The sequence below is a fragment of the Variovorax sp. ZS18.2.2 genome, from assembly GCF_024701975.1.
Classification (GTDB): domain Bacteria; phylum Pseudomonadota; class Gammaproteobacteria; order Burkholderiales; family Burkholderiaceae_C; genus Variovorax.
The window spans coordinates 304,204-322,405 of sequence record NZ_JANLNM010000006.1; the positions used below are offsets into that span (position 1 = coordinate 304,204).

An 18,202-nucleotide genomic window follows, 5' to 3' on the forward strand; every position below is an offset into this window, starting at 1 on the left:
AAATAATTGAAAACGGGCGTGGGCCGGCCGGAATGGCGCGGCGGACGCGCTATTCGCTTCAACAAGAACGAAGGCAGTGGTGGCAATCATGGGCGCCCGGTCTGGCGCTCCAACACACTGTGAAGCCGGCTGAAAGTGTGGGGGCCTGAAGAATCCAAGGGACAGTGCAGGTCAGCCGGCAATTTGACGAAGTGCTTCGTCGTGGTATCGAAACGAACCCGCGATTATAGCTTGACGGGCATGACAGTTGCTCGTCTTGAAAGAAAGCGGGGCCTGCATGGCCCCGCGAAGGACGATTGCTCCTGCGAAGCTTGCTATTGAAAATGTAGCGAAACCCGCCGCAATCAGGCAGCCAGCGGCGATGTCACCGGCGAAAGCGCGGCCCGCGACCTGTGGGCCGCACGCAACATCAGGCCCAGTCCGACGAGTTGGCTGGCGGCGCCGGCCCAGCCCACCGCGCTCACGCCGAACAGCTCGATCACCACGCCGCCCAGCGCCGAACCCGCCGCGATGCCCAGGTAGATCGCCGAGGCGTTGAGCGACAGCGTCATTGGCGCGCGGTCTGGTGCGAGGCGGATCAACCGCACCGCCTGCGCCGGGCCGAAGCCCCAGCCCGCAAAGCCCCAGAGCGCCGACAGCGCCACGATCAGCGGCAGCGCCAGGTCGCGCGGCAGCATCTGCGCCGAAAACGACAGTCCGCCGAAGATCGCCACCAGCACGAGCGCGAAGCCCTGTGCGACGCGGTCGGCGCCGAAGCGGTCGGTGGCCCAGCCGCCGGTGGCGGTGCCGAGGGCGGCCGCGATGCCGATCGCGCAGAACACGGCGCTCACGCCCTGGGCGCCGAAGCCCGCCGTGCCCGACAGGAACGACGCGATGTAGGTATAGAAGCTGAAGCCGCCGGTGGTCCACAGCACGGTGGTCAAGAGCGCCGGCAGCACGCCGGGCGCGCGGGTCACGGAGAACGATGACGACGGCGCACGCACGGCAGTCGCCGGGGCCGCCAGCCCGCGCGGCAGGCCGACGGCCACGCCCCAGGCGGCCAGCGCCGCCACCGCGGCGACCAGCAGGTAGGCCGTGCGCCAGCCGCCCCAGCCCGCGATCCACGCGCCCAGCGGCACGCCGAGCGCGACCGCCACCGTGCCGCCGCCCGTCACGATGGCGAGCGCCCGGCCGCGCAACGCGGGCGACACCATCGACGCCGCCACCGCGCTCGCGGTCGGCAGGAACACGCCGGCAACCAATCCGAGTGCGACCCGCGCCAGCGCCAGTTGCGCGAAGCCCTGCGCCATCGAGCCCGCCAGCGTGATGCCCGCGAACGCCGCGAGGCTGGCAACCAGCAGCGGCCGCCGGCCGAAGCGCGCGAGCAGCGCCGCCATCAGCGGCGAACCGATCGCGTAGCTGAGCGCGAACAGCAGCACCAGCTGCCCGGCGCGCGTGGCGCTCACCTGCAGGTCGGCCGCCAGCATCGGCAGCAGGCCGACGACCATGAAGCTCTCGGTGCCCAGGGCGAAGGCGCCCAGTGCCAGCCAGGCCAGGCTGATGGGCAGGCGTTCGGCGGGTTGCAGTGCAAGGGGTTCGGTGTTCATGAAGAGACTCCGGTGAGCGTTCTGAGGCCTTCAGAATAGGCTTGCGATTGGCTCTTCAAAAGAACCACAATCTGCGAACTTCATGGAGCCACTTTTCGAACTCGCCATTCGCCTGCCGGGCACCGGCTCGCGCGACCTGCTGCGCGAGGTGCACCGGCAGCTGCGCGACGCCATCCTCGACGGCCGGCTGCAGCCCGGCGCGCGCCTGCCTGCCACGCGCTCGCTCGCCGGGCGGCTGGGCGTGTCGCGCAACACCATGCTCGCGGCCTACGACCTGCTGCTGAGCGAGGGCTACCTGCTCGCGCGCCCGGGCGCCGGCACCTATGTAGCCGACACGCTGCCGCAGTCGCGCCGCGGTCGCGTGCTCAAAGGCGTGTCCAGCCGGCGCGATCCACGGCTGGTGCCGCTGGACGTGGCGGGCGCCGACCTCGCGCCCACGCTGCAGCCGCAACGCGCGCGCGACGACTTTCGCGTCGGCCTGCCCGACATCGGCACGTTTCCCTTCGACATCTGGCGCCGCCTGTCCGATCGCGCGCTGCGCCGCATCGCGCGCGAGCCGGCCGACTACGCCGAGCCGCAGGGCCAGGCCGCGCTGCGCGAGGCGATCGCCAGGCACGTGTCGTTCACCCGCGCGGTCGGCTGCACGGCGGACGACATCGTCGTCACCGCCGGCGCGCAGCAGGCCTTCGGGCTGCTCGCGCGCATCCTCGTCGTACCGGGGCGCACCGTGGTCGCGGTCGAGCAGCTTTTCTATCCGTCGCTGCGCGAGGCCATGACCGTCGCGGGCGCGAAGGTGGTCACCGTGCCGACCGACGTCGAGGGCCTGTGCGTCGATCGCCTGCCGCCCGAGGCGCGCGTGATCTGCGTGACGCCCTCGCACCAGTTCCCGACCGGCGTCGCGATGTCGCCGCAGCGCCGCGCGGCGCTGCTGGCCTTCGCGCGGGCGCGCAACGCGGTCGTCATCGAGGACGACTACGACAGCGAATTCCGCTTCGCCGGCCGCCCGCTCGACGCGCTGCAGACGCTCGACCGCGCCGAGTCGGTCTGCTACGTCGGTACCTTCTCCAAGAGCCTGTTCCCCGCGCTGCGGCTGGGCTTCGTGGTGGCGCCGCCGTGGGCGCGCGCGGCGCTGGTGCGGGCGCGCGAACTGGCCGACTGGCACGGGCCGGTGCTCGGGCAGGAGGCGCTCGCCGCGTTCATCGCCGAAGGGCATCTCGCGCGCCACATCCGCAAGATGCGCAAGATTTATGGCGCGCGGCGTACCGCATTGCTCGACGCGCTGGCGAAGCACGGCGCGGGGCGGCTCGAGGTGATTCCCTCCGATGCGGGGCTGCACCTGTCGGCCTGGCTGCGCACGGACACGCGTGACCGCACCGTGGTCGAGCGCGCCGTCGCGGCCGGCATCACGCTGCCGCCGCTCTCGCGCTACGCGCTGGACCCGCAGGCGCCCGACGCGCCCAATGGCCTCGCGTTCGGCTACGGCCTGATCGACGAATCGCAGATCGACGGCGCGATCCGCCGCCTCGTCGCGCTGCTCTGAAAAGGCTTCAGCCGATCCCCAGCATCCGCTTGTTCGCCGCCACGTCCACGCCGCCCGCCGCGAAGTCGTCGAAGGCCCGGTCGGCCACGCGGATGATGTGGTCGGCGATGAATTTCGCGCCCTCGCGCGCGCCGTCTTCGGGGTGCTTGATGCAGCACTCCCACTCGAGCACCGCCCAGCCGGGGAAGTCGTACTGCGCCATCTTCGAGAAGATGGCCTTGAAGTCCACCTGCCCATCGCCGAGCGAACGGAAGCGCCCTGCCCTGTTGATCCAGCTCTGGAAGCCGCCGTACACGCCCTGCTTGCCGGTCGGGTTGAACTCGGCGTCCTTCACGTGAAAGATCTTGATGCGCTCGTGGTAGTGGTCGATGTACGCGAGGTAGTCGAGCTGCTGCAGCATGAAGTGGCTCGGGTCGTACAGCAGGCAGGCGCGCGGGTGGTTGCCCACGCGCTCCAAAAACATCTCATAGCTCACGCCGTCGTGCAGGTCTTCGCCGGGGTGGATCTCGTAGCCCACGTCCACGCCCGCGGCGTCGAAGGCATCGAGGATCGGGCGCCAGCGGCGCGCGAGTTCGTCGAAGGCTTCCTCGATGAGTCCCGGCGGGCGCGGCGGCCACGAATAAAGGTATGGCCACGCCAGCGCGCCCGAGAAGGTGGCATGCGCCGTGAGCCCGAGGTTGGCCGAGGCCTTCGCCGCGAAGTGCAGCTGCTCGACGGCCCACTGCTGGCGTTTGACAGGGTCGCCGCGCACCTCGGGCGCCGCGAAGCCGTCGAAGCCCGCGTCGTAGGCCGGGTGCACCGCGACCAGTTGGCCCTGCAGGTGCGTCGAAAGCTCGGTGATCTCCAGCCCGTGCTGAGCGAGCGTGCCCTTCACTTCATCGCAGTAGGTCTTGCTTTCGGCCGCCTTCTTCAAATCGAACAGGCGCGCGTCCCAGCTCGGAATCTGCACGCCCTTGTAGCCGAGGCCTGCGGCCCATCCGGCAATGGCGTCGAGCGTGTTGAAGGGGGCGGTGTCTCCGGCGAACTGGGCCAGGAATATGGCGGGGCCCTTGATCGTTTTCATGGCTTGTCTTCCTTATGCGTCGTGGCGGCGTTGAAAGCATACTTGGCGTGTCGTCCGACCCCGTGCGAGAGGCCAACGAGCCACAATGGATTTTCCTTTTCGCACCTCCCGCTCAGTTCCCGCTGACAGTCCCGCGATGACACAACCTGTTTCCGCCCGGCTCAAGATCGGCCTGTCCGCCTGCTTCTCGCACGCCGACCCGGCCCGGTCGCTGTTCACCAACAAGACGCTGCAGTACGTCGAGCAGTCGATCGCGCACTGGCTCATGTCCGCCGGCGCGATGGTCGTGATGGTGCCCTGCCCCACCGGCGAAACCGCGCGCGGCGACACCAAGCTCTCGCACTACGCGGAATGGCTCGACGGCGTGGTGATGCACGGCGGCGCCGATGTCTGGCCCGGCAGCTACGGCGAGGTGCCGCTGAAGGACGCATGGATCGGCGACCAGATCCGCGACCTCTACGACCTCGCATTGGTCGAGGCCTTCGAGCAGGCCGGCAAGCCCGTCTTCGGCGTGTGCCGCGGGCTGCAGCTCATCAACGTGGCTTTCGGCGGCACGCTCTACCAGGACATCGAGGAACAGCACGAAGGGGGCCTGCGCCATCGCGACCCGGTGACCTACGACCAGAACTTCCACCAGATCGAGATCGTGCAGGGCACGCGCCTCTCCAAGCTCTACCCGCAGGTGGACACCGCGCGCGTCAACAGCATCCACCACCAGGGCATCAAGGGGCTCGCCCCGGGTTTCGAGATCGAGGCCTGGAGCCTGCCCGACCGCGTGCCCGAAGCCATCCGCCGCCGGCCCGAGCGCGGCCGCAGCTACATCGCCGCCACGCAGTGGCACCCCGAATTCCACAAGTACGGCAGCACCGAGACGGTCGACGACACGCCGATCCTGCATGACTTCCTCTGGGCCTGCGCGACCGCCAAGGTCGCGCCGAAGACGCCGCCGGGCTCGGGCTCCGGCAAGATCCGCGACCGCGCGGCGCGGGTGCTGCGCCAGGCGCTGCTGCGGCGCTGAAAAAGGATCAGCGGCGGTCCGAGCGGTTCGTGCTGCCGCTGACGCTGGCGTCGATGGTGCCGAACACGGTGACGCCGTTGCCGGATGAGGCACTGGATGCACCGCTGGTCGAACCCGCCGAACCCGTGCCGGCGCAGCCCGCCACCAGGGCGGCCATGGCAATGGCGAAAGCAGCTGCAATGAATGGGTTCACGAAAAACTCCAGAGGATGGGGGTAGCGGCCACTATAGGCCGGCACCCTGCGCGGCCTTGTAACAACACCCCCACCCCACCATTGATTGGCCCGTGTCCGGGCTTCGCATCTCGCCTCAAGGCGCCGAGAGGTGCTTGCCCACGATGCCCGCGAGTTCGAACATCGTCACCTGGTCCTTGCCGAACACGGGTTTCAGCTTCGCGTCGGCATTGATCGCGCGCTTGTTGGTCGCGTCCTGCAGGCCGTTGGCCTTGATGTAGTCCCACAGCTTCTTGATGACCTCGGTGCGCGCCACCGGTTCGGCGCCGATCACCGCGGCCAGCGAGTCGCTCGGCTTCAGACCTGCCCCGGGCTTGCGTGGCGCGGCCGCCTTCTTCGCGGCCGGAGCCTTCTTGGCCGCAGGCGTCTTCTTCGCCGCCACCTTCTTCGCAGCCGCGGTCTTGGCCGCCGGCTTGCCGAAGGTCTTGCGCGGTGGGAACTTGCTGCCGCCTTCGCGCGGCGCGAACTCGAAGGTCACCTTGCCTTCTTCGGCGTTCCATGTGAGGAAGGCCTTGAAGGCGCGGCGGGTGCGCATGCTCACGAACTTGTCGAGCAGGTCGGTCTTGCCGGTGGCGAGCAGCTTTTCCATCTGCGCGCGCTCCACCGGCTGCTGCAGGATGATCTTGCCGGTCTTGAAGGTGCAGCTGGGTGTCGGCTGCGCATTGGTCGGCACCGACTTCTCGCAGACGTAGTTGCTGCCGTGCTCGAACACCGGCGCGCCGCACACCGGGCACGGGCCCACGGTGTCCTGCTCGCTGAAGTCGACGATCTCGCCGGTGTCGCCGTTCTTGTCGTCGCCGAAGTCGAACTCCAGCTTCCAGTTCTTCGATTCTTCCTCGTCGTACTTGAGGATGATCTCGGCGGTGAAGGGCCAGCCCGCCTTGGAGCGGAAGCCTTCCAGCGGGCCGATGTGCTTGTCGCGCACGAGCGCCTCGGCCTCGGCCACCTCGAAGGTGCGCCCGGCCGGCGACTTGCCGAACGAGAAGCCGCAGGCGTCCTCGCCCGTGCCGCTCTTGCCCACGCAGCCGTAGCGGCGGTAGTTCTCGCGCACGATGCCGCCGCAGTTGGGGCACGGCGTCGCGAGCGTGGCGTAGTCGCCCGGCACGGTGTCGCGGTCGTATTCCTTGGCCTTCTTGACGATGTGCTCCGTCATCTCGGCGATCTCGCGCATGAAGGCGTCGCGGCTCAAGGCGCCCTTCTCCATCTGCGCGAGCTTGTATTCCCACTCGCCGGTGAGCTCGGCCTTGGAGAGTTCTTCCACGCCCAGCCCGCGCAAGAGCGTCATGAGCTGGAAAGCCTTGGCGGTCGGAATCAGCTCGCGGCCTTCGCGCAGCATGTACTTCTCGGCGATCAGCCCTTCGATGGTGGCCGCGCGCGTGGCTGGCGTGCCCAGGCCTTTCTCCTGCATGGCTTCGCGCAACTCGTCGTCGTCGATGGTCTTGCCGGCGCCTTCCATGGCGCCCAGCAGCGTGGCTTCCGAGTAGCGTGCGGGCGGGCGCGTCTTCAGGCCCTTGAGGTCGGCCGACTCGTTCTGCACGATCTCGCCCGGCTTCACCGGCACGAGGCGCTTGCCGTCCTTGTCGTCTTCCTTCTCGTCGTCCTGCGCTTCCTTGCCGTAGATGGCGAGCCAGCCCGGCTTGACCAGCACCTTGCCGTCGGTGCGGAACGGGTACTTCTTGCCGCCCTGCTCCACCGTGCTGATGCGCGTGGTCACCTGGTGCTCGGCGCTCGGGAAGAACACCGAGAGAAAGCGGCGCACCACGAAGTCATACAGCTTCTGCTCGGCTTCGCTCAGGCCGCTCGGGGCCTGCAGCGTCGGGATGATGGCGAAGTGATCCGACACCTTGGCGTTGTCGAAGATGCGCTTGTTGGGCTTGACGTAGTTGCCGTCGACCGCCTGCTTGGCGAACGGCGCCAGATGCTTCATGCCGCTGTTGGCCAGCATGCCCATGGTGTCCTTGACCACCGGCAGATAGTCTTCGGGCAGCGCGCGCGAATCGGTACGCGGATAGGTCAGCGCCTTGTGGCGTTCGTACAGGCTCTGCGCCAGCGCGAGCGTGGTCTTGGCGCTGAAGCCGAAACGGCCGTTGGCCTCGCGTTGCAGCGAGGTCAGGTCGAACAGCGCGGGCGAGGCCTGCGTGGTGGGCTTGCTCTCTTCGGTGACGGTGGCGGGCTTGCCGCGCGAGGCGTCGGCGATGGCGCGGGCTTCCTGCTCGCTCCACACCCGGTCGGCACGCTGCTCGGCATCGGGTTCGCCGTTGGCCAGGAGCGGCGCGTTGGCCTTCTTCCAGTCGGGGTTGAACCACTTGCCCGGGTAATGGCCGGCCTCGGCCGCGAAGCTGCCGTGGATTTCCCAGTAGTCGCGCGAAACGAACTTGCGGATCTGCTCCTCGCGCTCCACGACGACGGAGAGCGTCGGCGTCTGCACGCGGCCCACGGTCGTGAGGAAGAAGCCGCCGTCGCGCGAATTGAATGCGGTCATCGCGCGCGTGCCGTTGATGCCCACCAGCCAGTCGGCCTCGGAGCGCGAACGCGCGGCGTCGGCCAGGCCCTGCATCTGCTTTTCGGTGCGCAGCGCATCGAAGCCGTCGCGAATCGCCTGCGGCGTCATCGACTGCAGCCACAGGCGCTTGACCGGCTTGCCCAGCGGGCTTTTGCCGCCGGCGTACTGCTCGATCAGGCGGAAGATCAGTTCGCCCTCGCGGCCCGCGTCACAGGCGTTGATCAACTGCGTCACGTCCTTGCGCTTGGCCTGCTTGACCACGGCGTTCAGGCGCGTCTTGGTCTTGTCGACCGGCTTGAGGTCGAAGTGCGGCGGGATCACGGGGAGGTTGGCAAAGCTCCACTTGCCCCGCTTGACGTCGAACTCCTCGGGCGCCTGGATTTCGACCAGGTGACCGACCGCACTGGTCACGACATAGCTGTCGTTCTCGAAATGCTCGTCATGTTTGTCGAATTTGCCGGCCACCGGCGTGAGGGCACGGACGATGTCCTGGGCCACCGACGGCTTTTCTGCGATTACCAACGTCTTTGTCATCTAAGGGCTCTCTATACTCTGCGGCTTCCCGCGTACGCACGCGCGCACACGCATGTGTGCATATTCAAACTAACAGACTTCGGCGATGCCTTCCAAATCCCCACAACTCGCCGGCCGCCGCATCCAGATGCGGCGCTCGGATGTCCATGGCAACGGCGTGTTCGCCGTCGACGACCTGGCCGAAGGCGAGACGCTGATCGAATACAAGGGCGAGCTCATCAACTGGAAGGAGGCGCTGCGCCGCCATCCGCACGACCCGGCCCAGCCCAACCACACCTTCTACTTCCACATCGACGACGGTCGTGTGATCGACGGCAACGTCAAGGGCAACGACGCCCGCTGGATCAACCACTCGTGCGAGCCGAACTGCGAGGCCGACGAAACCGATGGGCGCGTTTATATCAAGGCACTGCGCAACATCGCTGCAGGAGAAGAGCTCAATTACGACTACGGGTTGATCATCGACGAGCCGTACACGCCGAAGCTCTTGTCCGAATTTCCTTGCTGGTGCGGCTCCGAGCAGTGCCGCGGCACGCTGCTGACACCCAAGGATGAGGACGAAGAGAAGAAAAAGAAGAAGAAAGCCAAGAAGAAGGCCGAAAAGAAAAAGGCCGAGAAAAAAGAAGAGAAGAAAAAAGAAGCCAAGAAGGCCGAGGAGAAAGCCGACAACAAGGCTGAAAAAACCGACAAGAAGAAGTCCAAGAAGGACTGAGCATGAGCGCCGCGCCGGGCCGCCCCAAGCAAGCTCGCACCGCAGTGCGAAGCACGAAGGTACTCCAATGAGCAGCACCACGGTCGCCTGGCAGGAAGACCGGATCGCCGCGTCGGTGGCGCCGCTGCTGCCGGGGTTCGCGGTCGAGGCCGTGGCCGAGATCGATTCCACCAGCACCGAGCTGATGCGCCGCGCGCGCGCCGGCCGCGTCGAGCCGGTGCTGCTGGTGGCCGAGCGCCAGACCGCGGGCCGCGGTCGCCTCGGCCGCGCATGGCAGAGCACGCCACAGAGCCAGGAGCAGACGTCGCTCCTGTTCTCGGTCGGCCTGCCGCTCGCACCGGCCGACTGGTCGGGCCTGTCGCTCGCGGTCGGTGTCAGCGTGGCCGAGAGCCTTGATCCATCGGGCGCACACAAGGTCGGCCTCAAGTGGCCCAACGACATCTGGGTGAACGACAGCAAGCTGGTCGGCATCCTCATCGAAACCGCATTGCCGCACGCCGGTGGACCCGGTGCGCAGCGCTACGTGGTGATCGGCATCGGCATCAACATCGGCGCGCGCGAATCCGACGGCATGCGCACGCCGCCCGCGTGGCTGCATCAATGGCGTCCCGACGCGACCGCGCCCGACGTGCTGCGCGAAGTCGCCGAGCCGCTGGTGCGCAACGTGCTCGCGTTCGAGGCGCAGGGCTTCGCGCAGTTCGCCGAACGTTTTGCCGCGCGCGACGTGCTGCGCGGCCGCGAGGTGGTGCTCAGCGACGGCACCGCAGGGCTCTGCGAAGGCGTGGCCTGGAGCGGCGAGCTGCAGGTGCGCACGGCCGCGGGCCTGCAGACCATCACGAGCGACGAAGTGAGCGTGCGCCCTCGCGGCATGGCGCTCTGAACAGCATCACCATGAAATTGCGCCTGGCATTGATCGTTCTGCTGCTGGCCAATGCCGGCTACTTCCTGTGGGCACGCGGCGATCTGGTGGGCTTCGGCCTCGCGCCGGCGAGCCTCAACGAGCGCGAGCCGCAGCGCGTGTCGCGGCAGATCAAGCCCGAGTGGGTGCAGGTGCGCAAGGAAGCCAAGGCCGGCGCACCCGCGCCGTAACCAGGCTCAGGCAGCGCGCGCAAACATGCGGCGCGCCTTGGCCAGCGCGGCCTCCAGTTTTTCCGCAGACGGCGCCTCGTGCGAGTTCGAGGCGAGCCCGAACTTCTTGCCCGCGATCTCCTGGACCGCGACCAGGATGCCGCCGAGCACGACAGCGTCGGTCTCGGCTTCGAGTGCTTCACGCAGGCACGCCAGCGCCCTGGGCGCCGCGCTGCGGTGATTGAAGAAGATCTGCATCAGCGCGCTCGCGGCCCAGTGCCGGTTCGCGGGCACGGGGTCTTTCGCGAGCAGCGGCGCCACCTTGGCGATGTCGGCCGTCGTGCCGAGCCAGCCGATCACCCACAGGCCCTTGCAGCGAAGGTCATCGTGCGGCGAGCCGAGAGCAGCGCGGGCGAGCGCCGCGGTGTCCTTCAGGCGTCGGCCCTTGCGGTACTTGAAGGTCCCGAGCATCTGCAGCACCGTGGCCTGCAGCGATGCGTCCTGCTCCTGCGCGAAGCGGGCATGCAGATGGTCCTCGCCGGCATCGCCGCGGTCGGAGAACTTGCGGCAGAGCCAGTCGTACAGCTCGCCGTCCATGCCGGTGTCGCGCAGCAACGCGTAGTGAAAGTCGAGCGCTTCAGGCGACTGCAGTTCGAGCAGATCCGCGCCGAAGTCGAACATGTCCGACACGTCGGTGTCGATGCGGATCGCATTGAAGCGCTGCCGCAGCGATTCGATGGCAAGGGATTCCTCGGCCGTGCGATTCATGAAAGCGCCCCGCTCTCGAAGCGCACCGTGAAGCGTGCGCCGGGCGGATGCTTGCCCGGGTGCGCATCTTCCAGCTTCACCTGTGCAAGGTGCTGGTTCGCGATCTCCCGCACGATCGGCAGGCCCAGCCCCGAGCCGTCGGCCTCGTTGCCGAGCACGCGGTAGAAGGGCTCGAACACCAGCTCGCGGTCGGACTCGGCGATGCCCGGGCCGTTGTCCTCCACCTGCAGCAGCAGCACATGGCCGAAGGGGTCGGCCAGCACGCGCGCGGTGATCACGCCGGGGTGCTCGGGCGTCGAGGGCGTGTAGTTGATCGCGTTGTCGACCAGGTTGCGCACCAGCTCCTTCAGCAGCGTCGGATTGCCGTCGAACATCACGCCGGGCGCACCCGTCTCGGCGCCGTCGTAGCCGAGGTCGATGCGCTTCTCGATCGCGCGCGGCACGGCCTCGCGCACCACCTCGATCGTGAGCCGCGCCAGGTCGCAGGGCTGGTGGCGGGTGTTGGCGCCGTGGGCTTCGGCGCGCGCGAGCGAGAGCAGCTGGTTCACCGTGTGGGTGGCGCGCACGCTGGCACGGCCGATCTGCTTGAGCGACTGCTTGAGCTCGTCGGCATTCGCGCCCTCGCGCTGCGCCAGGTCGGCCTGCATGCGCAGGCCCGCAAGCGGCGTCTTGAGCTGGTGGGCTGCGTCGGCGAGAAAGCGCTTTTGCGTGTCGATGGAATCGTTGAGCTTGTTCAGGAGCTCGTTGACCGACGACACCAGCGGCACCACTTCGAGCGGCACCGACGATTCGTCGAGCGGGCTCAAATCGCCCGGCCGCCGTTCGCGGATGCGCGCCTCCACCACCGACAGCGGCTTGATGCCGCGCACCAGCGCGAGCCAGATCAGGAGCACCGCGAGCGGCAGGATCGCGAACTGCGGCAGCAGCACGCCCTTGATGATCTCGAGGGCGAGCACCGACTGCTTCTCGCGCGTCTCGGCCAGCTGCAGCAGCGTGGGCGGCACGTCTTCGACGCCGCTGGCGATCCACAGCGAGGCCACGCGCACCTCCTTGCCGTGCAGGGCGCTGTTGTGCAGGAAGACCTGGCCGGGCGGCAGCGGCTCGTCGAGGCCGGGCATCGGAAGATCGCGATCGCCGCTGAGCAGCGTGTCGTGGCCGTCGAGCAGCTGGTAGTACACGTGGCCGGCGTTGTCGGCCCGCAGGATCTCGCGCGCCGATTGGGACAGCACGAACTCCGTGCGCCCTTCCTTCACCGTGACGAGTTCGGCCAGCGCCTTGACGTTGTGCTCGAGTGCGCGGTCGAACGGCGCATTGGCAATGCCCTGTGCCACCAGCCAGGTGACGCCGATGCTCACCGGCACCAGCAGCAGGAGCGGCGTGAGCATCCAGTCGAGGATCTCGCCGAAAAGCGAGCGCTGGGCGCGCTGGAACAACTTCATCGGGCCGAACCCTCCGGCATGCCGCGCGCGCGGGGCGGCTGCGCCATCGTCACGGGATCTTTTCGAGGCAGTAGCCGAGACCCCGAACCGTCGCGATGCGCACCGGCCCCTTCTCGATCTTCTTGCGCAGGCGGTGGATGTAGACCTCGATCGCGTTGAGGCTCACCTCCTCGCCCCATTCGCACAGGCGGTCGACCAGCTGGTCCTTGCTCACGAGCCGGCCGGCGCGCTGCAGCAGCACTTCGAGCAGGCCGAGTTCGCGCGCCGAGAGCTCGATCATCTTGCCGTCGATGGTCGCCACGCGGCCGGCCTGGTCGTAGACCAGCGGGCCGTGGCGGATCGCGTTGCTGGTGGCGCCCATGCCGCGGCGGGTGAGGGCGCGCACGCGCGCTTCGAGCTCCTGCAGGCTGAAGGGCTTGGCCATGTAGTCGTCGGCGCCGTGGTCCAGGCCCTTGACGCGCTCTTCCACGCTGTCGGCCGCGGTGAGCACCAGCACGGGCAACTGCGAACCGCGGGCGCGCAGGCGCTTCAGGATCTCGATGCCGTGCAGGCTGGGGAGGCCCAGGTCGAGGATCAGCAGGTCGAACTCGCTGTGGGTCATGAGCGCGGTGTCGGCCTGCGATCCGTTGGCCACATGATCGACCGCCGCACCCGAGGTGCGCAGGCTGCGCAGCAGGGCATCGGCGAGCACCTGGTCGTCTTCGGCAATCAGTATTCGCATGAGCCACCTCCGGCCGGTTCGGGCGCCGCGGTGGCGCCGTTCGCATTTGTCTCTCTGGCGGAGTCTAGCCCGCTGTGTAGGCTTCGAGACCGATGGTTACCACGGTGGCGATCTCATCGCCGACGCTGCTGCGGAACTCGCGCTCGGCCTGGGTCACCGCGCTGCGGAAGGCGTCGAGCCAGGCGAGGCCGTCGGCGGTGAAGAGCACGCGCCGCGCGCGCGCATCGAGCGGATCAGGGCCGCGCGTGACCAGCCCCCAGGCCTCGCACTGGTCCACCAGCGCGCCCATCGCCTGCTTGGTCATGCCGGCGCGCTCGGCCATCTCGGTCAGGCGCGAACCCTCGCGCGCGAGATGCCGGGTGATGTGGATGTGCGCGGCACTCACCTGGGCGCGCGCGGCGAGGTTCGACAGGGCCAGCGGCACGTCGACGTCGTGCGCCATCAGCGCCAGCACGCGCTCGTCGAAGCGGCGCATCGCATGGCCCAGCAGGCGGCCCAGGTGGGTCTGGCGCCAGGCGTCGGAATCGGTCGGGAAAGCGGCTTCGGCCATGGCGTCAGATAGTAAAGCAAACTGACCAAAAAATGGGTTTACGCAAACCAGTGAGCCTCTACACTACTGTTCAAGCATCCAGCCTGTGGTTAAAAGCAGATGGATTGAAACCAGACACAACCCGTTGATTTTCAAGGAGATTTCCACATGGACGCAGTCGTCAAGGGCGCAAGCATCTCGGTCGCCAACAGTGAAAAGGCCAAGGCCCTCCAGGCCGCGCTGGCCCAGATCGAAAAGCAGTTCGGCAAGGGCACGATCATGCGGTTGGGCGAAGGCGAGGCGCTGGAAGACATCCAGGTGGTCTCCACCGGCTCGCTCGGCCTGGACATCGCGCTGGGCGTCGGCGGCCTGCCGCGCGGCCGGGTGATCGAGATCTACGGCCCGGAATCGTCGGGCAAGACCACGCTCACGCTGCAGGTCATCGCCTCCATGCAGAAGCAGGCCGGCACCTGCGCCTTTGTCGACGCCGAGCATGCGCTCGACGTGCAGTACGCCCAGAAGCTCGGCGTCAACCTGTCCGACCTGCTGATCAGCCAGCCCGACACCGGTGAGCAGGCGCTCGAAATCGTCGACTCGCTGGTGCGCTCGGGCGCCGTGGACCTGATCGTCATCGACTCGGTTGCCGCGCTCACGCCCAAGGCCGAAATCGAAGGCGAAATGGGCGACTCGCTGCCGGGCCTGCAGGCTCGCCTCATGAGCCAGGCGCTGCGCAAGCTCACCGCCACGATCAAGAAGACCAACTGCATGGTCATCTTCATCAACCAGATCCGCATGAAGATCGGCGTGATGTTCGGCTCGCCCGAAACCACGACTGGCGGCAACGCGCTGAAGTTCTACGCCTCGGTGCGCCTGGACATCCGCCGCATCGGCACCATCAAGAAGGGCGACGAGGCCATCGGCAACGAAACCAAGGTGAAGGTGGTGAAGAACAAGGTCTCGCCCCCGTTCAAGACGGCGGAGTTCGACATCCTGTTCGGCGAAGGCATCAGCCGCGAAGGCGAGGTCATCGACATGGGCGTCACGGCCAAGATCGTCGACAAGTCGGGTGCCTGGTACGCCTACAACGGCGAGAAGATCGGCCAGGGCCGCGACAACGCCCGCGAGTTCCTGCGCGAGAACCCCGAGCTGTCGCGCGAGATCGAGAACAAGGTGCGCGAGTCGCTGGGCATTCCGCTGCTGGCCGCCGATGCCGGGTCGGAGCCGGAGAAGGCCGAGAAGCCTGCCAAGGCGCCGAAGGCCGACAAGGCGGCTGAGTAAGTTCGAGCTGGCGGCCCGTCGCGAATTGCGCGGGGCCGCGTGAGCGACCCTTCGAATGGCTTTCGGTGCCCCCTCTCTCAAAGGCCGCGCGCTGCGGCTCCTGAGCCAGCGCGAGCATTCGCGCGCGGAGCTGGAGCGCAAGCTCGCGAAGCACGAAGAAGAGCCCGGCACGCTGGCGAAGGCGCTCGACGAACTGGCCGCCAAGGACTTCATCAGCGAGCCGCGCGTGGTGGCCTCGGTGCTGACCCAGCGCGCCGCCCGCTCGGGCGCGCTGCGGGTGCGGCAGGAACTGCAGGCCAAGGGCATTGCGCCCGAGGCCATCGCCGAGGCGGTGGCTGGATTGCAGGACACCGAGGTCGAACGCGCCACCGCCCTGTGGCGCCGCCGCTTCGATGCGCCGCCGACCGATGCGAAGGAGCGGGCGAAGCAGATGCGATTCCTGATGGCGCGCGGTTTCTCGGGCGCCGTCGTGTCCAAGGTGCTCAGGAGCGATTTCGATGATGAATCAGCAGACGAATGAAGACCGCGGCGTGCAGTCGCGCGTCATCGTGCAGCGCGTGGCTTGCGAATGGCGCCGCGCCTACCGGGTCGCCGCCGACCCGGCGCGCCTGCCCGACTGGGCCAGCGGCCTTGCCAAGAGCGCGCTGGTGCGCAATGGCGATCACTGGACCGTGAAGACGACCGAGAGCGGTGACGCCCAGATGCGCTTTGCGCCCGCCAACGACTTCGGCGTGCTCGACCATTGGGTCGCCCCCGAGGGCGTACCCGAGGGCGTACCCGAGGTCTACCTGCCGTTCCGCGTGATCGGCGTGGCGCCGGACGCCTGCGAGCTGCAGTTCACGCTGCTTCGCCAGCCGCACATGGACGATGCGGCCTTCGAGCGCGACGCCGCGTGGATCGCGCGCGACCTGCAGTCGCTGAAGCGGCTGCTCGAAGCGGACTGAGCCGGCGGCTTCAGCTGGCTTCGGGCGTGTCGTCGAACGCCGGCGCCTCGCCCTTGTGCGCCGCGATGTCGCGCACATTCTTCTGCACCGCCACAGCGCCGAAGAGGCTCAGCAGGAAGGCCATGGCGTAGAAGCCCTTTTCGCTGGCGGCCAGCGTGGCGTTGAAGAGGCCGACCGAGAGCAGGGCGACCGACAGCAACAGCGAGATCCAGCACAGGCCGTAATAGATGCTGGTCACGGTCATGCCTTCGATGCGGTCGCGCACGGTCTTTTGCAGCGACACGGCGGAGAAGAGGCCATACATGAGGATGGTGAAGTAGTAGCCCTTCTCGTTGAGCTGCATCGAGGCGTTCCACAGCCCGATCAGGTAGACGATGGCGCCGATGATCAGCGCGGCCCAGGATGCGGCGACAAATGCGCCGGTCGGTTTCTGAAACTTGACTGCTGCCATGGCGACTCTCTCCTCGTTGTGATGTGGCGGGATTATGGTGTTGGACGTCGATGGCATGATCTGCGGCGACCGGCCTCGTACGAGGCGGCGTGAAAAAAACCGGAGGAGCTTCCATGTCATCTGAACCCGTCAACCAACCATCTCTCGTCCGCACCGGCGCCAAGGCCGGACTCAGCTTCGCCGGCTCGGTCATCAAGGGCGGATTGCTCGGCGTGGTGCTCGGTGGTGGTGTCTTCTTTTTCTACCTGAGCCAGCTGAACGGGCCGGGCAATACAGCGGCGCGGGCCGGCGGTGCCGGGGCCATCGTGGCGCTCGTCACTTCGCCCGCGGCGCTGATCGCGGTGCTGCTGCTTCTGTTCGTTGTCGTGTACACGATGCTGGGCGTTCACCAGGGGCGTGCGAAGGCGATGCAGCACCTGGTCGCGGCGCGCGGCGAGGCGGTGTCGCAGCGGCTGGCGGGCGCCGTCGCAGGCCGCATCGAGGCGATGCCGCGCACGCACGGCGCGCTGCAGCGTACGGCCGACTGGCTGTCGGTCGATGCATTGACCAAGCAGCTCGCGCCGGTGCTGGGCGAGGGCAGGGCGGTGCGATCGGTGGTGGCCTTCGTGGTGAACCGGCTGCCGTTGAGCGACATGCTGGCCGAGTGGCAGCAGAGCCGCGTCGAGCATGGAGAGCCGGTGGCGGGGGAGGGCGCGGCGCAAGATCCGGCGCTTCGCGCGCTGCTCACGCGCCGCATCAACGAGACGCTGCAGGAGATGTCGACGCCTTCGCGCAAGCCGCTCTACATCGCGCTGGGCGCGCACGCCGTCCTGCTGGGCGTGGGCCTCTGGCTCGTCAAGTAAGACGAAAAAAGTGCGTGGCGCTCAGAGCGCCAGCATCAGCTTCAGGTTCTGCACCGCGGCGCCGCTGGCGCCCTTGCCGAGGTTGTCCAGGCGCGCGATCACCACGGCATGGCGGTGGTCTTCGTTCGGGAACACGCGGATCTCGAGCTGGTTGGTGTCGTTGAGCGCCAGCGCGTCGAGCTTGCCGCTTTCAGTGGGCGGCAGCACCTTCACGAACTGCTCGGGCGTGTTGCTGCGCGCGTAATGCGCGGTGAGCGCGTCCTGCAGGTCGCCGGACTTCGGCTTGCCGGGCAGCAGGTCGAGGTGCAGCGGCAACTGCACCAGCATGCCCTGCTTGAAATTGCCCACCGAGGGAATGAAGACCGGCCGGCGGGTGAGGCCGGTGTACGCCATGATTTCGGGAATGTGCTTGTGCTTCAGGCCCAGCGCGTAGGTCTCGAACAGCGGCGCCTTGCCGCTCTCGTACTCCTCGATCATGGCCCGGCCGCCGCCCGAATAGCCGCTCACCGAGGGCAGCGACACGGGAAAGTCGACCGGCAGAATGCCCGCATCGACCAGCGGACGCACCATGGCGATGGCGCCGGTCGCGTAGCAGCCGGGGTTGCCGACGCGGTCGGCCTTCGCCACCGCCTGCCAGTGGCCTTCGGCCAGTTCGGGGAAGCCGAATACCCAGCCGGGCGCCACGCGGTGCGCGGTGGAGGCGTCGATGATCTTGGGCTTCTTGCCGGGCAACTGGTCGATCAGCGCGACCGATTCGCGGGCCGCGTCGTCGTGCAGGCACAGCACCACAAGGTCGACGCCGGCCATCAGCTCGCGCTTGGCGTTCACGTCCTTGCGCAGCTCGGGCGCGATGCTCACGAGCTCGATCTGCGGCATCGTCTGCAGCCGCTCGCGAATCTGAAGGCCGGTGGTGCCGGCTTCGCCGTCGATGAAAATCTTGGCCATATCGGAGTGCGTGTGGAGTGGCTAGAAGA

The 18,202-nt window shown here is 67.8% G+C and carries 19 protein-coding genes; 9 read left to right on the forward strand and 10 right to left on the reverse strand.

The genetic code is table 11. From position 1 onward, the window contains the following. Window positions 1-344: 344 nt before the first annotated feature. Window positions 345-1,586: an MFS transporter gene (locus NU688_RS23035; RefSeq protein WP_257863130.1), complete on the reverse strand. Its 1,242-nt coding sequence runs from the start codon at window positions 1,584-1,586 to the stop codon at window positions 345-347. An 82-nt stretch (window positions 1,587-1,668) separates the two neighbouring features. Here NU688_RS23035 and NU688_RS23040 point away from each other — a divergent pair, with 82 nt between their 5' ends. Continuing rightward, on the forward strand, window positions 1,669-3,126 hold the full coding sequence (locus NU688_RS23040; RefSeq protein WP_257863131.1) for a PLP-dependent aminotransferase family protein: 1,458 nt from the start codon (window positions 1,669-1,671) through the stop codon (window positions 3,124-3,126). A gap of 7 nt (window positions 3,127-3,133) precedes the next feature. Here NU688_RS23040 and NU688_RS23045 read toward each other — a convergent pair whose 3' ends face one another. Continuing rightward, window positions 3,134-4,189 (reverse strand): sugar phosphate isomerase/epimerase, encoded by a 1,056-nt coding sequence (locus NU688_RS23045; RefSeq protein ID WP_257863132.1) that lies wholly within the window; start codon window positions 4,187-4,189, stop codon window positions 3,134-3,136. Between the two features lie 136 nt (window positions 4,190-4,325). Between NU688_RS23045 and NU688_RS23050 the strand changes: the two genes are divergently transcribed. Further along, window positions 4,326-5,207: a gamma-glutamyl-gamma-aminobutyrate hydrolase family protein gene (locus NU688_RS23050; protein WP_257863133.1), complete on the forward strand. Its 882-nt coding sequence runs from the start codon at window positions 4,326-4,328 to the stop codon at window positions 5,205-5,207. 7 nt (window positions 5,208-5,214) lie between these two features. Here NU688_RS23050 and NU688_RS23055 read toward each other — a convergent pair whose 3' ends face one another. Together NU688_RS23055 and NU688_RS23060 are read right to left on the reverse strand one after the other, a co-directional pair. Further along, the gene (locus NU688_RS23055) at window positions 5,215-5,400 is read right to left on the reverse strand and encodes a hypothetical protein (RefSeq protein ID WP_257863134.1); all 186 of its coding nucleotides are present in this window, start codon (window positions 5,398-5,400) and stop codon (window positions 5,215-5,217) included. 115 nt (window positions 5,401-5,515) lie between these two features. Then, window positions 5,516-8,476 (reverse strand): DNA topoisomerase III, encoded by a 2,961-nt coding sequence (locus tag NU688_RS23060; RefSeq protein ID WP_257863135.1) that lies wholly within the window; start codon window positions 8,474-8,476, stop codon window positions 5,516-5,518. An 85-nt stretch (window positions 8,477-8,561) separates the two neighbouring features. Here NU688_RS23060 and NU688_RS23065 point away from each other — a divergent pair, with 85 nt between their 5' ends. The 3 genes from NU688_RS23065 (at window position 8,562) to NU688_RS23075 (ending at window position 10,277) form a co-directional block, all read left to right on the forward strand. Continuing rightward, window positions 8,562-9,188: an SET domain-containing protein gene (locus NU688_RS23065; protein ID WP_257863136.1), complete on the forward strand. Its 627-nt coding sequence runs from the start codon at window positions 8,562-8,564 to the stop codon at window positions 9,186-9,188. Window positions 9,189-9,255: 67 nt separating this feature from the next. Then, complete coding sequence (locus tag NU688_RS23070) at window positions 9,256-10,068, forward strand: biotin--[acetyl-CoA-carboxylase] ligase (protein WP_257863137.1); 813 nt, start codon at window positions 9,256-9,258, stop codon at window positions 10,066-10,068. A gap of 11 nt (window positions 10,069-10,079) precedes the next feature. Further along, entirely contained in the window at window positions 10,080-10,277 is a 198-nt protein-coding gene (locus NU688_RS23075; protein WP_013544271.1) for a hypothetical protein, read from the forward strand. 6 nt (window positions 10,278-10,283) lie between these two features. Here NU688_RS23075 and NU688_RS23080 read toward each other — a convergent pair whose 3' ends face one another. The 4 genes from NU688_RS23080 to NU688_RS23095 form a co-directional block, all read right to left on the reverse strand. Next, window positions 10,284-11,024, reverse strand: a complete 741-nt coding sequence (locus NU688_RS23080) for a HEAT repeat domain-containing protein (protein WP_257863138.1) — start codon at window positions 11,022-11,024, stop codon at window positions 10,284-10,286. Beyond that, window positions 11,021-12,463 carry a sensor histidine kinase gene (locus NU688_RS23085; RefSeq protein WP_257863139.1) on the reverse strand — a complete coding sequence of 481 codons (1,443 nt, stop codon included), beginning with the start codon at window positions 12,461-12,463 and terminating at the stop codon, window positions 11,021-11,023. Before NU688_RS23085 ends, NU688_RS23080 begins: the two co-directional genes overlap by 4 nt. Before the next feature lie 49 nt (window positions 12,464-12,512). Continuing rightward, window positions 12,513-13,184, reverse strand: coding sequence for a response regulator transcription factor (locus tag NU688_RS23090; RefSeq protein WP_257863140.1), 672 nt, complete (start codon window positions 13,182-13,184; stop codon window positions 12,513-12,515). Between the two features lie 64 nt (window positions 13,185-13,248). Next, entirely contained in the window at window positions 13,249-13,734 is a 486-nt protein-coding gene (locus tag NU688_RS23095) for a MarR family winged helix-turn-helix transcriptional regulator (RefSeq protein WP_257863141.1), read from the reverse strand. 147 nt (window positions 13,735-13,881) lie between these two features. On the opposite strand from NU688_RS23095, the gene recA reads away from it, so the two are divergent. The 3 genes from recA to NU688_RS23110 are packed head-to-tail and all read left to right on the forward strand — an operon-like array spanning window position 13,882 to window position 15,935. After that, window positions 13,882-14,991, forward strand: coding sequence for a recombinase RecA (recA, locus tag NU688_RS23100; RefSeq protein WP_198785371.1), 1,110 nt, complete (start codon window positions 13,882-13,884; stop codon window positions 14,989-14,991). Window positions 14,992-15,046: 55 nt separating this feature from the next. After that, window positions 15,047-15,511 carry a recombination regulator RecX gene (gene recX / locus NU688_RS23105; RefSeq protein ID WP_257863142.1) on the forward strand — a complete coding sequence of 155 codons (465 nt, stop codon included), beginning with the start codon at window positions 15,047-15,049 and terminating at the stop codon, window positions 15,509-15,511. Continuing rightward, window positions 15,489-15,935: an SRPBCC family protein gene (locus NU688_RS23110; RefSeq protein WP_257863143.1), complete on the forward strand. Its 447-nt coding sequence runs from the start codon at window positions 15,489-15,491 to the stop codon at window positions 15,933-15,935. The genes recX and NU688_RS23110 overlap by 23 nt, the downstream gene beginning before the upstream one ends. A 10-nt stretch (window positions 15,936-15,945) precedes the next feature. On the opposite strand, the gene yiaA is transcribed toward NU688_RS23110, so the two are convergent. Next, a complete protein-coding gene (gene yiaA / locus NU688_RS23115) occupies window positions 15,946-16,386 on the reverse strand; it encodes an inner membrane protein YiaA (protein WP_257863144.1) in 441 nt (146 codons plus the stop codon). 113 nt (window positions 16,387-16,499) lie between these two features. Between yiaA and NU688_RS23120 the strand changes: the two genes are divergently transcribed. Next, complete coding sequence (locus tag NU688_RS23120) at window positions 16,500-17,228, forward strand: hypothetical protein (RefSeq protein ID WP_257863145.1); 729 nt, start codon at window positions 16,500-16,502, stop codon at window positions 17,226-17,228. A 21-nt stretch (window positions 17,229-17,249) separates the two neighbouring features. Here the strand turns inward: NU688_RS23120 and argC are convergent, their stop codons facing one another. Next, window positions 17,250-18,173: an N-acetyl-gamma-glutamyl-phosphate reductase gene (argC, locus tag NU688_RS23125; protein ID WP_257863146.1), complete on the reverse strand. Its 924-nt coding sequence runs from the start codon at window positions 18,171-18,173 to the stop codon at window positions 17,250-17,252. Window positions 18,174-18,202 lie beyond the last annotated feature (29 nt).

Coding starts and splice junctions, on each gene's coding strand:
- NU688_RS23070 (WP_257863137.1), top strand. CDS start 9,256: ATGAGCAGCACCACGGTCGCCTGGCAGGAAGACCGGATCGCCGCGTCG.
- yiaA (WP_257863144.1), bottom strand. CDS start 16,386: ATGGCAGCAGTCAAGTTTCAGAAACCGACCGGCGCATTTGTCGCCGCA.
- recX (WP_257863142.1), top strand. CDS start 15,047: ATGGCTTTCGGTGCCCCCTCTCTCAAAGGCCGCGCGCTGCGGCTCCTG.
- argC (WP_257863146.1), bottom strand. CDS start 18,173: ATGGCCAAGATTTTCATCGACGGCGAAGCCGGCACCACCGGCCTTCAG.
- NU688_RS23085 (WP_257863139.1), bottom strand. CDS start 12,463: ATGAAGTTGTTCCAGCGCGCCCAGCGCTCGCTTTTCGGCGAGATCCTC.
- NU688_RS23120 (WP_257863145.1), top strand. CDS start 16,500: ATGTCATCTGAACCCGTCAACCAACCATCTCTCGTCCGCACCGGCGCC.
- NU688_RS23095 (WP_257863141.1), bottom strand. CDS start 13,734: ATGGCCGAAGCCGCTTTCCCGACCGATTCCGACGCCTGGCGCCAGACC.
- recA (WP_198785371.1), top strand. CDS start 13,882: ATGGACGCAGTCGTCAAGGGCGCAAGCATCTCGGTCGCCAACAGTGAA.
- NU688_RS23045 (WP_257863132.1), bottom strand. CDS start 4,189: ATGAAAACGATCAAGGGCCCCGCCATATTCCTGGCCCAGTTCGCCGGA.
- NU688_RS23065 (WP_257863136.1), top strand. CDS start 8,562: ATGCCTTCCAAATCCCCACAACTCGCCGGCCGCCGCATCCAGATGCGG.
- NU688_RS23060 (WP_257863135.1), bottom strand. CDS start 8,476: ATGACAAAGACGTTGGTAATCGCAGAAAAGCCGTCGGTGGCCCAGGAC.
- NU688_RS23080 (WP_257863138.1), bottom strand. CDS start 11,024: ATGAATCGCACGGCCGAGGAATCCCTTGCCATCGAATCGCTGCGGCAG.
- NU688_RS23040 (WP_257863131.1), top strand. CDS start 1,669: ATGGAGCCACTTTTCGAACTCGCCATTCGCCTGCCGGGCACCGGCTCG.
- NU688_RS23090 (WP_257863140.1), bottom strand. CDS start 13,184: ATGCGAATACTGATTGCCGAAGACGACCAGGTGCTCGCCGATGCCCTG.
- NU688_RS23075 (WP_013544271.1), top strand. CDS start 10,080: ATGAAATTGCGCCTGGCATTGATCGTTCTGCTGCTGGCCAATGCCGGC.
- NU688_RS23050 (WP_257863133.1), top strand. CDS start 4,326: ATGACACAACCTGTTTCCGCCCGGCTCAAGATCGGCCTGTCCGCCTGC.
- NU688_RS23110 (WP_257863143.1), top strand. CDS start 15,489: ATGATGAATCAGCAGACGAATGAAGACCGCGGCGTGCAGTCGCGCGTC.
- NU688_RS23035 (WP_257863130.1), bottom strand. CDS start 1,586: ATGAACACCGAACCCCTTGCACTGCAACCCGCCGAACGCCTGCCCATC.